Here is a 19,033-nt window from a genome sequence, read left to right as displayed (position 1 = left end):
GGGTTCATCTATATTCGACGCCAATCACCGGAATATGTTCCGTGAAACCCTGCCACAAGGCGTGGATTCCAGGCGCTCCGGGGACGAATCGCGGGCCTCGTGCCGCTAACGCGGCTTCACCTCGGCGAGGTGGCGGCTCACCGCGATCCAGGCCCCCAGCCAGCCCAGCAGTATACTACAGCCCACCAGCATAGCAGAACCGTCCACCCCCAGCCGCGGCAGGCTGAAGCTGGCGCCGTAGCTGGCCGCCAGGGCCGCGACCGGGGCCGCCAGCCACTCGCTGCCCAGCGTCAAAAGCCCCCAGGCCAGCAGGCCACCGCCCAGCCCGTACCAGGCCCCGCTGTAGAGGAAGGGGCGACGCACGAAGGCGTGGGTGGCGCCGATCAGGGTCACCACCTCGATCTCCTTGCGGCGGTTCTCCACCGCAAGGCGGATGGTGTTGCCCACCACCAGCAGCACCCCGCCGCCGAACAGCACCGCCAGCGCCAGGGCGACGCGACGCCCCAGTTCCGCCAGGTGGCGCAGCCGTTCGATCCAGGCCAGGTCCAGGCGCACCTCCTCGACCCCCGTCATCGCCTCGAGTTCACCGGCCAGGGCCCGCACCGCCACCGGCGAGGGGTCGGCAGGGGTGACCACCACGCTGGCCGGCAGCGGATTCGCCTCCAGGCGCCCCAGGGCGTCGGCCAGCCCCAGCGCCTGCTGGAACTCCGCCATGCCCTCGGTGGCGGTGATCAGCCGGGTGCGGCCGACGCCCTCATGGGCGGCCAGCGCCTCCTCGATGCGCTCGGCCTGGGCCTCGTCCACGTGGTGCTCCAGATAGGCGGTCAGGGTGGCGCTCTCGGTGAGTTCGGCATCCAGCAGTCTGGCGCCATCCAGGGTCAGCCACAGCGCCGCCGGCAGCACCAGGGCGATAGCGATGGCCAGCATGGTCACCAGGCTGCCGATGGGGGTGCGCAATAGCCGCCAGGCGCTGTCCAGTGCCATGGCCCGGTGGTGGCGCAGCCAGCCGCGCGCCCGGCTCGACGAGCGGGTTCGGTGGGTGCGGGCACCGCGGGGCGGCGGCGGGGCGGGACGGCGGCTCATGCGGCCTCCTGGTCGGCCACCAGCCGGCCGTCGCGCAGGCGCAGGATGCGGTGGCGCAGACGAGCGATCAGCGCCAGGTCGTGGCTGGCGATCACCACCGTGGTGCCGATGCGGTTGAAGTCCTCGAACAGCGTCATGATGTCGGCGGAGAGCTGGGGGTCGAGGTTGCCAGTGGGCTCGTCGGCCAGCAGCAGCGGCGGCTTGTTGACCACCGCCCGGGCGATGCCCACGCGCTGCTGCTCCCCGCCGGAGAGCTCGATGGGCAGCGCGCGCTCGCGGTGCAGCAGCCCCACCTTGTCAAGCGCCGCCCTCACCCGGCGCGCCGACTCGCGGGGCTCAACCCCCTGGATCTCCAGGGGCAGCGCCACGTTGTGGAAGATCGAGCGGTCATGGAGCAGCTGGTGGTCCTGAAAGACCACGCCGATCTGGCGACGGTAGAAAGGCACCTGGCTGGCGTGGAGCCGATCGATGTCATGGCCGGCCACCAGGATGCGCCCGCGGGAGGGGCGCTCCAGGCGCATGACCAGGCGCAGCAAGGAGCTCTTGCCGGCGCCGGAGTGGCCCGTCAGGAACACCATCTCGCCGCGGCGCACGCGGAAGTCGAGGTTGGCGAGCGCCTCGAAGCGCCCGCCGTAGCGCTTGCCCACGTGCTCGAAGACGATCATGCCGCGTCGTCGTTGCCGTCGCGGTCGAACAGGGCGTCGACGAACTCGCGGGCCACGAAGGGCCGCAGGTCATCCAGGGACTCGCCGACGCCGATGAAGCGGATCGGCGTGCTCATCTGCTTGGCCAGGGCGAAGATGATGCCGCCCTTGGCGGTGCCGTCCAGCTTGGTGAGGGTCACCCCGGTGATCGGCACCGCCTCGTTGAAGGTGCTGGCCTGGGCCAGGGCGTTCTGGCCGGTGCCGGCGTCGAGCACCAGCATCACCTCATGGGGGGCGCTGGCATCCACCTTGCCCATCACCCGGTGGACCTTCTTGAGCTCCTCCATCAGGTGGGACTTGTTGTGCAGGCGACCCGCGGTGTCGGCGATCAGCACGTCGACGCCGCGCGCCTTGGCGGCGGCCACGGCGTCGAAGATCACCGAGGCGCTGTCGGCGCCGGTGTGCTGGGCGATCACCGGCACCTTGTTGCGCTCGCCCCACACCTTGAGCTGCTCCACCGCCGCGGCCCGGAAGGTGTCGCCGGCGGCCAGCATCACGCTGCGCCCCTCGCGCTGGAAGCGCTGGGTGAGCTTGCCGATGGTGGTGGTCTTGCCCGCGCCGTTGACGCCCACCACCAGGATCACGAAGGGGCCCGTGCCCTTGGGCGGCAGGACCAGCGGCTGGCTGACCGGCTCCAGCATGGCCGACAGCTCCTCCTGCAGGGCGCGATAGAGCGCCTCGCTGTCCTGGAGCTCCTTGCGGGAGACGCGCACGGTGAGCCGGTCGATGATTTCGGTGGTGGCCTCGATGCCCACGTCCGCCAGCAGCAGCTGGGTCTCGAGGTCCTCCATCAGGTCGTCGTCGATCTGCTTCTTGCCGAGGAACAGATCCGCCAGGCCATCGGTGAGGTTGGCGCGGGTCTTGCCGAGGCCGGCCTTGATGCGCGAGAACCAGCCCTTCTTCTCGCCGGCGACGGGCTTCTCCTGCAGCGCGGCGCGAGCGGGCTCGGGCTCGGGCTGAGCCACGGGCGCCTCTGTCGCCACGGCGAGGGCCTCGGGCTCGAGCTCGGGCGCCTCTGTCGCCACGGCGAGGGCCTCGGGCTCGGGCTCCGGCTGACGCTCCGGTTCCGGCGCTGGCGCCGCCTCGATCTCGGCGCGCTTCTCGAGCGCTTCCTTAATGGGCGGCTCGGCGGGCTCGACACCCTCGGGCTCGGAGCGGACGCGGGTCTCGTCCGCGCCCTCGCCCTCCTCGGACGCCTCGACGGCCTCTTCCTGGCGCTCCTGCTCGTCGCGGGTCGCCTCGTGTTCCTGCTGCTGCTTCTTGCGCTTGAAAAAACCGAACATGGACAGAATCAGCCTCGCGGGTGAACGAATCGCCACATCCTACCACCGCCCACCATGACTGTGGATAAGCCGCCCGTTACAATGCCCGTCATGACTCGACGCCCTCCCCCCTCCCGCACGGGAAAGTCCGCCGTTGGCCGCCCTCATGGTGGCAGGAGTGCCGGTGGCCGCCGGGGCGCCGGGCGGCTGCGGATCATCGGCGGCGACTACCGCCGCCGGCTGCTGCCGGTGCTCGACAGCCCCGGCCTGCGCCCCACGCCGGACCGGGTCCGCGAGACCCTGTTCAACTGGCTCACCGCCGCCCTGCCCGGCGCCCGGGTGCTGGACCTGTTCGCCGGCACCGGGGCGCTCGGCCTGGAGGCGCTCTCCCGCGGCGCCCGCGAAGCCACCTTCGTGGAGCGCGACGCCCGGGTGGCCGGCCAGCTCGTGGAGAATCTGGCGACCCTGGGCACCACCGAGCGTGGCCGGGTCGTCACCGCCGACGCCGCGGCCTTCCTGGCCGGCCCGCCGACGCCCTGCTCACTGGTCTTCCTCGACCCGCCCTTCCGCCAGGGGCTCGCCGAGCCCTGCGGTGCGGCCCTGGAGGCGGGCTGGCTGGAGGAGGCCGCCTTCATCTACCTGGAGTGCGAAGCGGGCCTGGCGCCAGCGGTACCGGCGACCTGGCGGCTACACCGCGAGGTGCGCGCCGGCGACAGCCACGGCCGACTCTACCGGCGTGACACGTCGCCGCACGACGACGCTTGCTGAGGCCGGGGCTCGGCGTTACGCTGCTGCCCATTCACTTATCGATCAAGCAACCTCGCCCCGCCCCGGGGCGCCGGCTCGGCCTCGAGGACTGTTCACGAAGGACCGTTCCAAAAGGACCATATCGAAGGGCCATCCCGGAAGGACATCAGGAGAACAGCATGAGCAATGAACTCTTCACCCGCCTCGAGCAGAAGGTCACCAGTGCCGTCGAGGCCCTGGAACTGCTGAAGATGGAAGCCGAGGAGCTGCGCGAGGAAAACACCCGCCTGAAGCAGGAGCACGAGGAGTGGGAGCGCCGCCTGACCGGCGTGCTGAGCAAGCTGGAGGAAATCGAGTCTACCGAGACCGCCTGACAAAACGCGGCTTCACTGCTGCGCGTTCAGCGACAGCGACATCAGCAGCGCATCCTCCCGGGCGGCGCTGCCCACCGCCCCGGTAGGCCGGGGCGGTGTCGTTTCCGGCGTTTGGTCATCAGAAGGCCGCGGCGGGTAGTAGCCCCGGCGAAGGCCGTCCTCCCGGAACCCAGCGGCTCGATACAAGGCGATGGCCGGCGTATTGCCCGCCCGCACCTCCAGCAGCAGCCGTTCGCTGCCCCAGTCGCAGGCCTGGTCGGCCACCGCGGCGAGCAGCCGCCGGGCGAGGCCCTGGCCGCGGTGGGTCTCGTCCACCAGGATCGCCTGCAGCTCCGCCTCGAAGGGCAGCCGGACCACCACCGCATAGCCCGCCAGGGTCTCACTGGCCATCAGGCCGAATACCGCGACGGAGGCGTCTGCCAGGGTGGCCGCCAGCTGAACCTCGGAGCCGCCCATCGGCCACCCGTGGGCGGCCTCCAGCGCCACCATCGGCGCTAGGTCGGCCGCGGTCAGGCGCACCAGCCACAACTTTTTTTCAGATGTCGACCTAGCGCTCATCCGGCGGCGGCTCGGAGGAGTCTCGCCACGCCTCGCCCCAGGCCAGGAGCCGGGGCAGCAGTCCCCGCTTGGCCTCGGCGCTGGCAGCCATCTCGTTCAACGCTGGCCCCTGCCAGGCAGGCAGTTCCAGCAGCGGACACCGCTCGGCTTGCAGCGACAGCACCTGTTCGAGGGCCTCGTCCTCGCCGAACAGCAGCAGCCGCTCGGGCGACCAGCCGCGCCGGCGGGCGCCGGCGATGAAGGCCTGCAGCCCCTCGCGAGCCTCCTCTAGGGGCTCATGCGCCGTCAGCCCCTCTTCCATGGGCCACAGGAACGGCTGGAAGACCGGCAGCGGCGCGGCGATCCCGGCGGCACGCAGCAGGTTGGCCAGCAGCTGGAGCTCGGTGCGCCCAGGAGGATGCTCACCGGCCAGCAGCAGCAGCCAGCGGCCCTCCAGGCAGGCCGCCTGGAAGGCGAAGCGCAGCGGCTCCTGAGGGGCTCGCGGCTCGGCGGCAGCCGATTCGATAGGCGCCGGCGCCTGCTGCGCCGGGGGCTCCTCGAGCAGCGCCCGCGCCATGCCGGGCCTCGGAGCGCGCGCCGCCCGCGACGGTTTCGGCTCGGCGGGGCGCGCCGCGGGCGCCTCTCGAGCCTCATCCAGCAGCGCGTGCAGGCGCTCTCCCGGGGCCTCGGCGGGCGCTGCCTCGGGCAGCTCCCACTCGCAGGCCGGGGTCGGGCGGGCGTTGGGCAGCGCATAGCGCGCCACCCAGGCCGTCAGGCCCATGGCCTCCAGGTACTGGAGCCGCTGCGGCTCGGTGGTCACGGCTTACTGCCGCCTCGGCAGTCGGGGGAGTCGGGGCGGCTCTGCCCGCTCGCCTGCCATTCGGCAGGCGTGTAGAGGTGCAGCGCCAGGGCGTGGACCGGACCGGCCAGCTCATCGGCCAGCAGGGCGTAGACCTGCTGATGGCGCTTGACCGGCATCAGCCCCTCGAGGCGCTCGGAGACGAGGGTCACCTTGAAGTGGGTCTCGGAATTAGCCGGAACGTTGTGTCGGTGGCTCTCGTTCTCCACCGCCAGAAAGACGGGCGCGAGGGCCTGCAGCTTCTCTTCGATGGTGGCCTGAATGCTCATGGAGGCTTCCCCGAACTGATGAAAGTTGATGAAACGTGGGTGAAACGTGGGTGAAAGGAAGGCCCCATTGTACTCGCTCTAACGAGCGGTAACGATGCGGCGCCCTCACCCCCGGCGCCCCTCGCCACGGGTTGCCTCTTTGGAGAGGCGCTGTTCTCGCTGGGCGGCGCCGGCCAAGGGCACCCGGGCCAGGCTCGCGCCCAGCGCCAGCAGGGTAGCCAGCGCCCCGAGCCACAGCGTCGCCTGCACGGGCATGCCGGTGGCCAGGAAGGCGCCGACCAGGGCCACCCCCAGCGACTGCCCCACCGTGCGCGAGGTACTCATGATGCCGGAGGCGTTGGCGCTGCGCTCCCGGGGCACGGTACTCATCAGCTCGCGGTTGTTGGGCGGCTGGAAGAGCCCGAAGCCGACCCCGCACAGCAGCATCCGCCACAGCACGTCGACCACCCCCGCCTCGGCATCGAGCCGAGCCAGCAGCGCCAGGCCCACCAGCAGCAGGCCGAGCCCGGCACTGGAGAGCAGGCTGGGGTTCACGCGATCGGCCAGACGGCCGGCGCGGGGGCCCACGAGCATGATCGCCAACGGCCAGGGAGTGAACAGCCAGGCGGTCTCCAGGGGCGTGAAGCCCATGTCGCTCTGGAACAGGAAGGAGAGCGCCACGAAGGCCAGCCCCTGTCCCACGAAGGCGGTGCCCTGGGCCACCAGCGCCAGGCTGAAGCGCGGCTCACGGAAGATCGCCAGCGGCATCAGCGGATGGCTGGCCCGCCGCTGGCGGCGCAGGAAGAGCAGCGCCGCCGCAATGCTGAGGAAAAGCCAGGCCGCCACCCGCCCCGCCGGCATGCCGTGACCGACGCCGTCCATGGCCACGAAGAAGCCGCACAGCATGGCCACCGAGAGCAGCGCCCCGGCCAGGTCGAAGCCGCCGCGCCGGCCTGCCTCCCGCGGCAGGGCCTTCCAGGCCAGCACCACCGCCACCGCCCCCAGCGGCAGGTGCAGGGCAAACAGCCAGGGCCAGTCGGCCACCGAGAGCAGCACCCCGCCGATAGCCGGCCCTGCCGCATAGCCGCCGGCCACCACCATGGCCGAGAGCCCCAGCGCTGAGCCCAGCAGACGCGAGGGGAAGATGGAGCGGTAGAGCGAGGGCCCGATGGAGAGCGTCGCCGCGGCCCCCAGCCCCTGCAGGGCGCGGAACACCAGCAGCGACTCCAGGCTGGTGGAGAGCGCACTGCCCAGGGAGGCCAGGGTGAAGATGCCCACCCCGGCCACGTAGATCCGGCGGCGACTGACCAGTTCGCTGAGCGCGGCGAACACCAGCAGGAAGGCGGCACAGCTGATCTGGAACAGGTTGGTGACCCACACCGCCCGGGAGGCGGACACCTCGAGCCCCGCCGCGATGGAGGGCAGCGCGATGTTGATCATGGTGGTATCCACCACCGCCATCAGGGTGCCGAGGATCAGCGCCAGCACGGCCAGGCGCCGCTCGGGGCCCGGCAGGCCGTCGTCGTCGGGGCGGGTCTCGAAGAGTTGACTCATCCTGTGTCCATGCTCCCTTCACGAAGAAACCGGCCTAAGCCGGTTTCCTCTTGCCAGCCTGTCGGGCGGGCTTGGGCTTGGAGACTAGTCCTGGCCGAAATCCGTCAGCAGCGAGTCGTCGACCTCGGAGATTTCCAGGGCCGCCTCGTCGTCGAGGTCGATGGCCAGGTAGCTGTGCTCCACCTGCAGGAAGCGCTGGAACAACGCCCAGTCGATAGCCTCCGGCCACTGGCGCTCGTCCTCCTCCCAGGCGCGCAGCTCGGTCTCGAGGATCTCGAGGTAGCGCTCGCGCACGAAGCCCTCCAGGGCCTCAGGGGTGTCCATCTCCGGGATCAGGTAGACCGTGCTTTCACGCTCGACGTCATCCAGAGCGATATCGTCATCGCCCATGGTCGGTTCAAGGGCATTGATCCAGTCCACGAAATGCTGGGTAGGGCGGACGCTCAGGGCAGAGCGATTGAGCAGTTTCATGGGGGGTCTCCTCGACGTCGAAACGATGACCATTATGGGTGCTGACCGCCCGGGTTACCAACACTTCCCGCCCTTCACTCCACCTCGGGTCGCATGGCGGGGAAGAGCAATACATCGCGGATCGAGGCGCTATCGGTCAGCAGCATCACCAGGCGGTCGATGCCGATGCCCTCGCCGGCGGTGGGCGGCAGGCCGACCTCCAGGGCGCGCACGTAGTCGGCATCGAAGTACATCGCCTCGTCGTCGCCGGCCTCCTTCTCCGCCACCTGCTCGCGGAAGCGCTCGGCCTGGTCCTCGGCGTCGTTGAGCTCCGAGAAGCCATTGGCGATCTCACGGCCGCCGACGAAGAACTCGAAACGCTCGGTCACGAACGGGTTGGCGTCCTTGCGCCGCGCCAGCGGGCTCACCTCGGTGGGGTACTCGGTGATGAAGGTGGGCTGCTTCAGGCGGTGCTCCACGGTCTTCTCGAAGATCTCGATCTGGATCTTGCCCAGGCCCCAGCCATCCCTGACGTCGATATCCAGGCGCTCGGCGATCTGGCGCGCGGCGGACTCGTCGGCCAGCGCCTCGGCGTGGATATCCGGGTTGTAGTCGAGAATCGAATCGAACACGGTAATCCGCTTCAGCGGGCTGCCGAAGTCGTACTCGTAGCGCTCCAACTCCTCGCCCGCGCTGTTGCGCACGCTGTTGACCACCGTGGTGGTGCCCAGCACCTCCCGGGTGAGGCTGCGCAGCATCTCCTCGGTGAGGTCCATCAGGTCGTGGTAGTCCGCGTAGGCCTGGTAGAACTCGATCATGGTGAACTCGGGGTTGTGCCGAGTGGAGAGCCCTTCGTTGCGGAAGTTGCGGTTGATCTCGAAGACCTTCTCGAAGCCCCCCACCACCAGGCGCTTGAGGTAGAGCTCCGGCGCGATGCGCAGGTACATGTCCTGGTCCAGCGCGTTGTGGTGGGTGACGAAGGGCCGCGCGGTGGCCCCACCGGGGATCTGCTGCAGCATGGGGGTCTCGACCTCCATGTAGCCGCGGGCCTCGAAGAAGCGACGCATGGCGCTGATCACCGCCGCGCGGGTCTCGAACACCTGGCGAGAGTCCGGGTTCATGATCAGGTCCACGTAGCGCTGGCGGTAGCGCGCCTCGAGATCGGTGAGGCCATGGAACTTGTCGGGCAGCGGGCGCAGGCTCTTGGTGAGCAGTTGGGCCTCCACCATCATCACGTAGAGATCGCCCTTGCCGGACTTGTGCACCGGGCCGCGCCCCGCGACGATGTCGCCGAGGTCCCAGCCCTTGATCTCCTCGAGCGCGTCCGCCGGCAGCCCCTTCTTGTCGACGTAGAGCTGGATCTGGCCGCTGACGTCCTGGATGACGACGAAGGGCCCGCGCTTGCGCATGATGCGTCCCGCCACGCCGGCCTGGCGGTTCAGCGCTTCCAGTTCATCCTTCTCCTTGTCGCCCAGTTCTTCGATCAGCTCGGCGGCGTGGCTGTCGCGACGGAAATCGTTGGGGAAGGCGCTCTCGCCGCGCTCGGCGGCCCGCTCGCGGCGCGCAGCCAGCTTCGCGCGGCGCTCGGCGATCAGGCGATTCTCGTCGTTCTGCGGGCTGTTCGGTGAAGGGCTGCTCTGTGAAGGGCTGTTCTGTGAAGGGCTATCCGCTGAGGAGCTTTCGTTGGCCATTTCGTTACAATCCTTGCTTGAGGCTGGCGACGATAAACTGGTCCAGATCACCATCCAGCACCTTGTCACAGTTGCTGGATTGCACGCCGGTGCGCAGGTCCTTGATGCGCTGGTCGTCCAGCACATAGGAGCGGATCTGGCTGCCCCAGCCGATATCGGACTTGGAGTCCTCCGCCTCCTGCTTGGCGGCGTTGCGCTTGTCCATCTCCAGCTCCCACAGCTTGGCCTTGAGCTGCTTCATGGCGAAGTCGCGGTTGGCGTGCTGGCTGCGTTGGTTCTGGCAGGCCACCACGATACCGGTGGGCTCGTGGGTGATGCGCACCGCCGAATCGGTGGTGTTGACGTGCTGACCGCCGGCGCCGCTGGAGCGGTAGGTATCCGTGCGCAGGTCTGCCGGGTTGATCTCGACCTCGAAGCTGTCATCGATCTCCGGTGACAGGAACACCGAACAGAAGGAGGTGTGGCGGCGGCCGCCGGAATCGAACGGGCTCTTGCGCACCAGGCGATGCACGCCGGTCTCGGTGCGCAGCCAACCGAAGGCGTAGTCGCCCTGGATATGAAGCGTGGCCGACTTGATGCCCGCCACCTCGCCGGCGGAGAGCTCGATGATCTCGGCCTTGAAGCCGTGGTGCTCGGCCCAGCGCAGGTACATGCGCAGCACCATATTGGCCCAGTCCTGAGCCTCGGTGCCGCCGGAGCCCGACTGGATGTCCATATAGGCGTTATTGGGGTCCATCTCGCCGGAGAACATGCGCCGGAACTCGAGCTTCTCGAGGCTGGCCTGCATGCCATCAAGCTCCTTCTGGACCTCCTCGACGGTGGCCTCATCCTCCTCCATCTCGGCCAGCTCCAGCAGGTCGCGGCTATCCGCCAGGCCCTGGTCCAGCTCGTCGATGGTCTGGACGATGGTTTCCAGCGTGGCGCGCTCCTTGCCGAGCTTCTGGGCATAATCCGGATCGTTCCAGATGCCCGCATCCTCGAGCTCGCGGGTGACTTCCTCTAGCCGGTCTTTCTTCTCGGCATAGTCAAAGATACCCCCTCAGGACGTCTGTCCGCTCAGACAGGTCCTTGATGAGGTTGTGAATCGGATTGGTTTCCAACATGGCTCACTCGCCTGAATCTGCGGTGGAAAAGCGAACGCCGCAGCGCAGGCATCGAGCCAGCGCCCCAGCGGCACGAATAGGGCTTGCGCTAAAGGTGTTGTGCTTAAGGTCATGTGCTAAAGGATGAGCATTGTAGCGAACCTGGCGCCACGCCGCATCCGCCGGGGTTGCACCCGTGCACCCGCCCAGACGCAGGGAACCCGGCCGAGGCCGGGTTCCCTGCGTGCACTTGGCTGGCTGCCGCTTAGAAGCGGTAGGTCAGCTGAGCGCCGAAGCCGTGGGCCTCGTTCTTGTAGTCGGCAGAGTAGTTAGTACCGCCAACGCCTCCAAGCGAGTCATCGCGGGACTGACTGATGCTGGTACCCCGCTCGGTGAGATAGGAGTAGGCCAAGTCCAAGGTCAGATCTTCCGTCGGGCTCCAGCCGGCACCGACGGAGAAGATGCGACGGTCATCCGACGGAATGCGAACACTGCGACGCTCGTCGTTCGTCGGCGTGAAATCCAGCGCGATGCCGGCACGAAGCGCCAGCTGAGAGTTCAGCTGATACTCGCCACCCAGCGAGTAGGCCCAGGCATTGGAGTAATCCTGGATTTCCTGGGTGATGGTATCCCCCTGACTACCCGTCACCAGAATCTGGTCGAAGCGACTCCAGCGTGCCCAGGAAGCACCACCCATCAGCTTCAGGCGGTCGGTCATCTGCTGAGTGATGGAAAAGTTGACGGTTTCCGGTGTGCTCAAATCCAGATTGGCGTCATCGGCGCGCACCACATTCCCTGCGGGATCGTAGGCACGGAAGTCACCGGTCAGCGTGTAATCCACCTTGGAACGGTAGGTCAGGCCTAGCGTCGTCTCAGGAATCGGCTGATAGATAATGCCCACGTTGTAGCCCCAGCCGTCGTCGTCACCCTCTACCCGCGAATCGATATCGCCGGCAGGGTTGAAGCTCGGGTCCGTCGGCAGTTGTCGGCGCAACTCACCCTCAACACGGTTATACGTGATACCTGCACCAACCGACCATTGATCATTGAAGCGATAGGAGACGGTGGGCTGAGCGCTTATCACTGTCAGCTCGGTATAGTTGCCAAAGTAACGGCCTTCGAAGGTATCTTCGTAGTCAGTCTTGGAACCAAAGGGCGCATAGACGCCGAAACCGAAGGCCAGGCGTTCATTCACCGGGTGAGCGTAGAAGGCAAAGGGAATCAGGGTTCCCGGCACCATATCGCCATCATTGGTTCCCGGAGTTGCGGGTCCAAGCGCCCCAGGAGCGGGGCCTGCCGGTGTATTGGCAAATGTTTCGTAGTCAACGTTCTTGATATCAGTATTGACGTTCAGATAGGTCCCGCCTGCCGTCACCTGGGCGCGTTCCAGGAACGACATGCCGGCCGGATTGCCGAACACGATGGTGGCGTCGTTGACGTTGGAGCTACGCCCGGCGTGTCCGTAGCCCTGGCCGCTGACGCTCTGCTCGTTGATCTGGTAGCCGCCCGCATGGGCCTGGCTGGCGAAGGCGGCAGCGGCGATGGCCACTGCCAGGGAAAGGCGATTGAACTTGTTCTTCATGTGGTCACATCCCTTGCGGTTATGTTGTCACGCTGTCGCTGGGGTGTCCCCGCAGCGGAAGCAGACGCGTGCTCCCCTTTTCTCGCAACCACCTGCCAGATTCAAGGGCAAACGTTCGTTTTAATGCTGTAAACACTTATTCTTTGGTCGTATAGATACTTGATAGACTGTATTTTCAGTGGGTTGCGATGCACGCCCGTCCTGTACCGAAACAGCATGGCCCACCCCCTCGTCCGCCTTGACCTTTGGGTAACACATGGGTTTTACACTGGAGTCATTCGCAACCACTGCGAGACAGAAACCTGCGAGGCACCGACATGAAGGTAAGTGAACTGGCCAGGGCCGCCGGCGTCACCGCCGAGACCGTGCGCCACTATGTCCGCGAGGGGCTGCTGGAGCCGGAGCGCCACCCCGACAACGGTTACCAGCTCTTCAAGCGGGGCGACCTGGAACGCCTGCGCTTCATCCAGCGCGCCCGCACCCTGGGGTTCGGGGTGGCCGAGATCCGCGACATTCTCACCCACGCCGACCACGGCGACTCCCCGTGCCCCATGGTCCGCGACCTGCTCGCGAGCCGGCTGCCGGAGATTCACGCCCGCATCGAAGAGCTGCAGGCGCTGGCCACCCGCATGGAGCAGGCCCTGGACGCCTGGGCCGAGATGCCAGACGGCACCCCGGACGGCCACAGCCTCTGCCGCCTGATCGAAAGCTTCCCCGAGCCCCTGCGCGACACAGCGCGCAATCATGAGCGCAACAAAGCGCGCAACCCGGAGTGCGGCGACGACTGCCACCGTGCGCCCGCCGGCGCCACATCCACCGAGGAGAGCCCATGAACGCACGCCTTCCACTCGAACGTAGCGTGCCCGGCATGAACTGCCAGGGCTGTGTGAAGCGCATGCGCGAGGCAATCCAGGCGCTGGACCCGGACGCCGAGGTGATTGGCACCCCCGCCGAGAAGCGCCTGGACGTTACCTCCGTGCTGGACGATGCGGCGCTGGACCAGGCCCTGCAGGAGGCGGGCTATCCGCCGGGCGACCTCGAGGAAGCGGCAAGCGAGGAAGAGATCGAGAAGGAGATTGAGGAGGAGATCGAGAAGGAGAGCAGCGCTGCCGAGCCGGAGCCCGCGACGGAGGCAACGCCCGCGCCGGCCCCGCAGGCTCCCGGTGACGAGCGCGCCACCACCCGGCGGCTCTCCATCAGCGGCATGACCTGCGCCAGCTGCGTGAAGAGCGTGCAGCAGGCGCTGGCGCGCACGCCAGGGGTGGTCAGCGCGGAGGTCAACTTCGGTACCCACACTGCTCAGGTGCGCGGCAACACCAACGAGGCCGAGCTGATCCGCGCGGTGGAAGCCGCAGGCTATGAGGCAGAGCCGATCCTCGACCTGCGCCAGGCCGAGGATGCCCGCGCCAGAAAGGACGCCGAGATCTACCGCCACCGCCTGCGGGGCAGCGTCCTGTCGCTGGCGCTCGCCGTGCCGCTGATGGCCAGCATGTTCGTCTATCACCCCCACCTGGTGGGCATGGGCCGCGTGTTCTGGCTGGTGATCGGCCTGCTGACGCTCGCCGTCCTGGCCGGCCCCGGCCGCCACTTCTTCATCAATGCCTGGAAGAACCTCAAGCACCACCAGGCCAACATGGACACCCTGATTGCCATGGGCACCGGCACCGCCTGGGTCTACTCCATGGCGGTGGTGGCCTTCGCCCCCTGGCTGCCCGCCGTGGCCCATGGCATCTACTTCGAGGCCTCGGCGATGGTCATCGGCCTGGTGCTGCTGGGCAACGCCCTGGAGCTGCGCGCCCGGGGCCGCACCAGCGAGGCCCTCAAGCGCCTGCTCGACCTGCAGAGCCGCACCGCCCGGGTGATCCGCGACGGTGAGGAGCGAGAGCTCGACATCGACGAGGTGCGCGAGGGAGACCGTATCCGCGTGCGCCCCGGCGAGCGCTTGCCGGTAGACGGCGAGGTAACCGAGGGCCAGAGCCATATCGACGAATCCATGCTCACCGGCGAGCCGCTGCCGGTGACCAAGGCCACGGGTGATGAGGTCAGCGCCGGCACCGTCAATGGCAAGGGCTCGCTGGTCTATCGTGCCACCCGCGTCGGCGCCGACACCAAGCTTGGCCGCATCACCGAACAGGTGGCCACCGCCCAGAACTCCCGCCCGCCCATCGGCGAGCTGGCCGACAAGGTCTCCAGCATCTTCGTGCCCACGGTGATGATCATCGCCGTGCTCACCGCGCTTGTCTGGTTCAACGTCGGCGCCGAGCCGCGGGTAATCCACATGCTGGTGACCGCCACCACGGTGCTGATCATCGCCTGCCCCTGCGCGCTGGGCCTGGCCACGCCGATCTCCACCATGATCGGGGTCGGCAAGGCCGCCGAGCACGGCGTGCTGGTGCGCAGCGGCGAGGCGCTGCAGATCGCCAGCAAGCTCACCACCCTGGTGGTGGACAAGACCGGCACCCTCACCGAGGGCAAGCCCAGCGTCACCGAGGCCCACGTTTTTTCTATCGAAGGGCTTGAAGGCGAAGTGCACGGCAGTGAAGGAGATGGCAGCGACAAGCAGGAAGTATTGGGCCTGGTCGCCGTCCTGGAGCGCGGCTCCGAGCATCCGCTGGCCGCGGCGCTGATGGCCTACTCTCAAGAACAGACCGAGAAGACCAGCGCCGAGCCCGCCGAGATCCGAAGCTTCGAGAGCGTGACCGGCGGCGGCGTGAAGGCCGAGACCCCCGACGGCAGGCCGCTGCTGCTGGGCAACGCCCGCCTGCTGGAAGAGGCCGGCGTCGACCTGGCCGCCGGCAAGGAGAAGGCCGGCGAACTAGAGGCCCAGGCGCGCACCGTGGTCTACCTGGCGGTGGACGGCAGGCTCGCTGCGCTGTTCGGCATCAGCGACCCGCTGCGCCACGACACCATTGCCGCGATCAAGCGCCTGCAGGCCGACGGCCTCAAGGTGGTGATGCTGACCGGCGACAACAAGCACACCGCCGCCGCCATCGCCCGGGAGGTGGGCATCGACGAGTTCCGGGCAGGCCTGCTGCCCGAGGACAAGCACGCCGAGATCGAGCGCCTGCAGCAGGCCGGCGAAGTCGTCGGCATGGTGGGCGACGGCATCAACGACGCCCCGGCACTCGCCCGCGCCGACGTGGGCTTCGCCATCGGCCAGGGTACCGACGTGGCCATCGAGAGCGCCGGCATCACCCTGATGCGCGGTTCGCTCCACGGCGTGGCCTCGGCCATCGAGATCAGCCGGGCGACGCTTTCCAACATCAAGCAGAACCTGGTGGGCGCCTTCGGCTACAACGTCCTCTGCATTCCCATCGCCGCGGGGGTGCTCTACCCCTTCACCGGCATGCTGCTCTCACCGATGATCGCCGGCGCGGCCATGTCGCTCTCCTCCATCACGGTGGTGAGCAACGCCAACCGCCTGCGCCTGTTCAAGCCCCACAACGAAAAAGGCCCTCCAGAGCAAGGCCAGAAGGAGGTGACCTCATGAGCTGGATCGTCAACCTGGCGGGGTTCGCCGTTATCGGGCTGATCGTTTGGTGGTTCTGGATGGCGAAAACTCAGTAGCGGGCCGCCTGACGTCATAGGGCCAAAGCGCCAGCGGCCGGCAGAGATGCCGGCCGCTGGTGACTTTTCAGGATAGGTGGGTAACCAGGGCCAGGGAAATGAGGGTCTGTCCCCGATGAGTCCTAGCCTGCCAGCAAGCTCTCATACGGGATTTTCAGACCATCATGTAGGCGCTTGATCATTCGTAGACTGAGTTTACGCTTACGATTCAGCACCTCGGACACTCGGCCACTTGAACCAATGAAAGGTTCAAGATCTCGCTGAGTGAGCCCCTGCTGCTCCATGCGAAATTTGATCGCTTCGACAGGATCAGATGGGCCAACAGGATAATGCTCATCCTCGTACTTCTCGACCAGGATAGAAAGCACTTCGAGCTCATCGGCCTGCTGGGTTCCGTCTTCAACGGTCCACAGCTCTTCAATGCGGGAAAAGGCCCGGTCGAGGTCCGCATCGTTATGGATGGGTTGAATATTCATTAGATTGTCTCCGCATCTACTATGTCGTACTGCGCATGGGTGCCCACGAAGCGCACCCAAGCGATATGCTGGCTGTACCGAATCGCCACGATGACTTGGTACTTGTTACCGCCGATATTGAAGTCGACTCGCCCGCCCTTGAGTATGCTGGCAGTTCGTATGTCAGCCTTGAGCTCTTGAGGAGTTTGCCATATCGATTTCGACAACATGTTGTACCACTCTGTCAGCGGCGTTTCGGCATCGTCGAATCCCCGCTCCCAGAACTCTCTCAATGTGCGCTTGGCGATGACTCTCACTGGATTCTCCCTTTGCGACAGAAACTAGCACCTCCCATAATGGGAGTCAAGGGAGGAGAATTGACAACGCCTGCGGCCGGCATCGCTGCCCCGCTGGGTGGTTGTACCGCTTCAGGCTGAGTGAAAAATGGAAGTCTGACCCCGATTAGCCCGAGCGCCTGCAGAAGGCCGGCGAAGTGGTCGGCATGGTGGGCGAAGGCATCAACGACGCCCCGGCACTCGCCCGCGCCGAGTAAACGGTCCACAAACCCCAGGTTCCAGCCTGAGTCAGGCCGGTAGAGTGTCTTTCCAGCGCCAGGGCAGCAAGGTGTCGAGATCGTCATCCTCGCCGAGCGTGGGCAGTGTCTCGAACACGAACTGCAGGTAGTTGTAGGGTGAGAGGCCGTTGGCCTTGGCCGTCTCGATCAGGCTGTAGATTGACGCGCTGGCCTGGGCACCGCTCGGTGTGTGGCTGAACAGCCAGTTCTTGCGGCCGACCACGAAGGGGCGGATGGCGTTCTCTGCCGGGTTGTTATCCAGCGGGATCAACCCATCATCGAGGAAGCGGGTCAGGCGTTGCCACTGTCCGTTCAGATAGTGCAGGGCCTTGCCCAGCACGCTCTTCGGCAGCACCTGTGTCAACGACTTGTCGAGCCAGGTGCGTAGCTGGGTGATCAGCGGGCGGCTCTTTTGCTCGCGCAACGCCTGGCGCGCCCCGGGTTCCAGTGCCTTGGACTGCTTCTCCACGGCGTAGAGCTTGCGGATCTGGTTGAGCGCCCAGTCGGCCTTGCCGGTCTTGCCCTTGGGTTGCACCTTCTGGGCCTCAACGAACCTGCGCCGCGCATGCGCCCAGCAGCCGGCATGGGTGATGCCGTTCTGCCGCACCACCTCGGCATAGCCTTCGTAGCCATCGGTGACCAGGCGACCGGCATAGTCGCCCAGCAGGCGCACGGGCACCCGACCGGCTCGGCTGGCGTCATAGTCGAACAGCACGACCTGTTGGCCCGGTGGGCCACCGCGCTGCAGCCACATGTAGGACGTGGCGCTCGCTGGCCGGTCGGCTTCGGTGTTGACCTGCAGCGTGGTCTCATCCATGTGGATCAGTGGGCTCTGCAGCAGGTGCTCACGCAGGACCTTAACCAGCGGCATTAGCCGCTCACCGACCTGAACCATCCAACGTGCCAGGGTGTTGCGCGGGATCTCGGCACCGTGCCGAGCAAAGATCTGGCTTTGCCGGTAGAGCGGCAAGGCATCCTGGTACTTGGCGGTGGCCACATAGGCGAGCAGCGTCGGACTGGCGTTGCTCTGGTAGCAGCTTGGCCGGCGCCGGGGCGATCTGCACGCCCTCTTCGCAAGCTGGGCAGCCGTACTTGTAGCGCACATGGCGGATCACCTCGACACGCGCCGGCACGACATGCAGCTCCTCGCTGACGTCCTTGCCGATGACCTTGAGCTTGGCACCGTCCTCGTGGCAGTGACGGGCGTCCTCGGGAAGCTCGTGGAAGACCTCGACACGGGGGAGTTCGGGCGGCAGGACAACCCGTCCTCCACGGCTACGGCGCTTGGCCGGCTGACGGGGCTCGGTCGTCGCGTCCACATCATCGTCGGCCTCCTCCTCGTCGACAGCCACTTCGGCCTCGTTGATGAGCAGGTCGCCCTGCTCGATGCGGTACTTCTCGGTGGAGGGGCCGAACTGACGTTCGATGGCCAGGCGGAACTTCTCGAACAGCGCGGCCTTGGTGGCTTCCCACTCAGCTTCTTTCTTCTCCATCAGATGATGAAGACGCGCAATCTCCTCCTGCTGAGAGCGTACTTGGCGCTGCAGCTGGGAGACCGTGTCTGGGGATAAGGGGGCTGGGGAAACCATGCCGTCATTTTACCAAACAGCGCCCATTGTGGCAGCAAAAACTCACCCAATTGACTGAAAATTCAGCGTCTTGTGTGGCCGCATGGCGCTAAGATCATAGCCATCGAGGAGCCAGTTCAACTCCTGACCCGAGAGGGTGACGGTGTCGGCTTCCAGGCGGTCGGGCCACTTGAATCGCTCCCGTTCCAGGCGTTTGTACCAGACCACGAAGCCATTGCGCTCCCAGAACAGCAGCTTCACCTTGTCGCGTTGGCGGTTGCCGAACACGAACACCGCCTCCTCGAAGGGGTTGAGCTCCATGGCCTCCTGGACCAGCAGAGCCAACCCGTCGATCTGCTTGCGCATGTCGACCGGTTCGCGGCACAGATAGACCCGCAGTCCGGTATCCGGCCGGATCATCGGACGACCTCCACGGCGACAAAGCGTGGCGGCCGATGACGCGGTGGCACCGGTACATCCTGCACCACCAGGCGCTGCTCCCAGGCCAGAAGCGCCGCCAGAGGTAGACTCTGCTCCTCGGCATACTCGCTCAGCGCCAATTGCCGAGACGAGGCATGGAACAGATGGCCCCCGAGTTCGACAGATAGAAGCGTAAGCTACTGATTAACCTGGAAACGCCTTTTCAAAATTGGCACTACAAGCGCGATGCGGTAGGCGCCGGCAGGCCAATCGCTT

At 66.7% G+C, this 19,033-nt stretch carries 17 protein-coding genes and 2 pseudogenes; 4 read left to right on the top strand and 15 right to left on the bottom strand.

The genetic code is table 11. The annotated features are described in order from the left end of the window. Window positions 1–105 precede the first annotated feature (105 nt). From ftsX to ftsY, 3 genes are read right to left on the bottom strand one after another with little or no spacing between them, the layout of a single operon-like run. Complete coding sequence (gene ftsX / locus ACR80S_RS00095; protein ID WP_435402229.1) at window positions 106–1,083, bottom strand: permease-like cell division protein FtsX; 978 nt, start codon at window positions 1,081–1,083, stop codon at window positions 106–108. Beyond that, window positions 1,080–1,748 (bottom strand): cell division ATP-binding protein FtsE, encoded by a 669-nt coding sequence (gene ftsE, locus ACR80S_RS00090; protein ID WP_435402228.1) that lies wholly within the window; start codon window positions 1,746–1,748, stop codon window positions 1,080–1,082. The genes ftsX and ftsE overlap by 4 nt, the downstream gene beginning before the upstream one ends. Continuing rightward, on the bottom strand, window positions 1,745–3,070 hold the full coding sequence (ftsY, locus tag ACR80S_RS00085) for a signal recognition particle-docking protein FtsY (protein WP_435401209.1): 1,326 nt from the start codon (window positions 3,068–3,070) through the stop codon (window positions 1,745–1,747). The genes ftsE and ftsY overlap by 4 nt, the downstream gene beginning before the upstream one ends. A gap of 90 nt (window positions 3,071–3,160) precedes the next feature. On the opposite strand from ftsY, the gene rsmD reads away from it, so the two are divergent. Together rsmD and ACR80S_RS00075 are read left to right on the top strand one after the other, a co-directional pair. Next, the gene (rsmD, locus tag ACR80S_RS00080) at window positions 3,161–3,817 is read left to right on the top strand and encodes a 16S rRNA (guanine(966)-N(2))-methyltransferase RsmD (RefSeq protein WP_435401208.1); all 657 of its coding nucleotides are present in this window, start codon (window positions 3,161–3,163) and stop codon (window positions 3,815–3,817) included. Between the two features lie 158 nt (window positions 3,818–3,975). Then, a complete protein-coding gene (locus tag ACR80S_RS00075) occupies window positions 3,976–4,170 on the top strand; it encodes a cell division protein ZapB (protein WP_435401207.1) in 195 nt (64 codons plus the stop codon). A gap of 12 nt (window positions 4,171–4,182) precedes the next feature. On the opposite strand, the gene ACR80S_RS00070 is transcribed toward ACR80S_RS00075, so the two are convergent. The 8 genes from ACR80S_RS00070 to ACR80S_RS00035 all read right to left on the bottom strand — a co-directional run bounded on the left by ACR80S_RS00070 (window position 4,183) and on the right by ACR80S_RS00035 (window position 12,173). Continuing rightward, on the bottom strand, window positions 4,183–4,689 hold the full coding sequence (locus ACR80S_RS00070) for a GNAT family N-acetyltransferase (protein ID WP_435402227.1): 507 nt from the start codon (window positions 4,687–4,689) through the stop codon (window positions 4,183–4,185). 28 nt (window positions 4,690–4,717) lie between these two features. Continuing rightward, entirely contained in the window at window positions 4,718–5,527 is an 810-nt protein-coding gene (locus tag ACR80S_RS00065) for a hypothetical protein (protein WP_435402226.1), read from the bottom strand. Continuing rightward, window positions 5,524–5,835 carry a BolA family protein gene (locus tag ACR80S_RS00060; protein WP_435401204.1) on the bottom strand — a complete coding sequence of 104 codons (312 nt, stop codon included), beginning with the start codon at window positions 5,833–5,835 and terminating at the stop codon, window positions 5,524–5,526. Before ACR80S_RS00060 ends, ACR80S_RS00065 begins: the two co-directional genes overlap by 4 nt. Before the next feature lie 105 nt (window positions 5,836–5,940). Further along, a complete protein-coding gene (locus ACR80S_RS00055; RefSeq protein WP_435401203.1) occupies window positions 5,941–7,368 on the bottom strand; it encodes an MFS transporter in 1,428 nt (475 codons plus the stop codon). Window positions 7,369–7,452: 84 nt separating this feature from the next. Further along, a complete protein-coding gene (locus ACR80S_RS00050) occupies window positions 7,453–7,839 on the bottom strand; it encodes a hypothetical protein (protein ID WP_435401202.1) in 387 nt (128 codons plus the stop codon). Window positions 7,840–7,913: 74 nt separating this feature from the next. Next, entirely contained in the window at window positions 7,914–9,509 is a 1,596-nt protein-coding gene (lysS, locus tag ACR80S_RS00045) for a lysine--tRNA ligase (protein WP_435402225.1), read from the bottom strand. A gap of 4 nt (window positions 9,510–9,513) precedes the next feature. Further along, window positions 9,514–10,612, bottom strand: a protein-coding gene (gene prfB / locus ACR80S_RS00040; protein WP_435402224.1) for a peptide chain release factor 2 whose coding sequence is annotated in 2 segments (ribosomal slippage) — window positions 9,514–10,536 and window positions 10,538–10,612 — 1,098 coding nt in all. Because the reading frame shifts where the segments join, the coding sequence is not laid out codon by codon here. Window positions 10,613–10,856: 244 nt separating this feature from the next. Then, window positions 10,857–12,173, bottom strand: coding sequence for an OmpP1/FadL family transporter (locus ACR80S_RS00035; RefSeq protein WP_435402223.1), 1,317 nt, complete (start codon window positions 12,171–12,173; stop codon window positions 10,857–10,859). Window positions 12,174–12,490: 317 nt separating this feature from the next. Here ACR80S_RS00035 and ACR80S_RS00030 point away from each other — a divergent pair. Together ACR80S_RS00030 and ACR80S_RS00025 are read left to right on the top strand one after the other, a co-directional pair. Beyond that, window positions 12,491–12,892, top strand: a pseudogene (locus tag ACR80S_RS00030) (MerR family transcriptional regulator); the annotation flags it as partial. 110 nt (window positions 12,893–13,002) lie between these two features. Continuing rightward, window positions 13,003–15,663, top strand: a complete 2,661-nt coding sequence (locus tag ACR80S_RS00025) for a heavy metal translocating P-type ATPase (RefSeq protein ID WP_435402222.1) — start codon at window positions 13,003–13,005, stop codon at window positions 15,661–15,663. A 199-nt stretch (window positions 15,664–15,862) separates the two neighbouring features. Here ACR80S_RS00025 and ACR80S_RS00020 read toward each other — a convergent pair whose 3' ends face one another. From ACR80S_RS00020 to tnpB, 4 genes and pseudogenes are all read right to left on the bottom strand, one after another. Beyond that, complete coding sequence (locus ACR80S_RS00020; protein WP_435402221.1) at window positions 15,863–16,216, bottom strand: helix-turn-helix domain-containing protein; 354 nt, start codon at window positions 16,214–16,216, stop codon at window positions 15,863–15,865. Beyond that, the gene (locus ACR80S_RS00015) at window positions 16,216–16,512 is read right to left on the bottom strand and encodes a type II toxin-antitoxin system HigB family toxin (RefSeq protein WP_435402220.1); all 297 of its coding nucleotides are present in this window, start codon (window positions 16,510–16,512) and stop codon (window positions 16,216–16,218) included. The genes ACR80S_RS00020 and ACR80S_RS00015 overlap by 1 nt, the downstream gene beginning before the upstream one ends. 267 nt (window positions 16,513–16,779) lie before the next feature. Continuing rightward, window positions 16,780–18,358, bottom strand: a pseudogene (gene tnpC / locus ACR80S_RS00010) (IS66 family transposase). Between the two features lie 42 nt (window positions 18,359–18,400). After that, entirely contained in the window at window positions 18,401–18,757 is a 357-nt protein-coding gene (tnpB, locus tag ACR80S_RS00005) for an IS66 family insertion sequence element accessory protein TnpB (protein ID WP_435402219.1), read from the bottom strand. Window positions 18,758–19,033: the final 276 nt, after the last annotated feature.

This window comes from Halomonas salsilacus, from assembly GCF_051216275.1.
In the GTDB taxonomy this organism is placed as follows: domain Bacteria; phylum Pseudomonadota; class Gammaproteobacteria; order Pseudomonadales; family Halomonadaceae; genus Halomonas.
The sequence above is the reverse complement of the archived record's forward strand: the minus strand, read 5'-3'. Positions and strand labels throughout refer to the sequence as shown.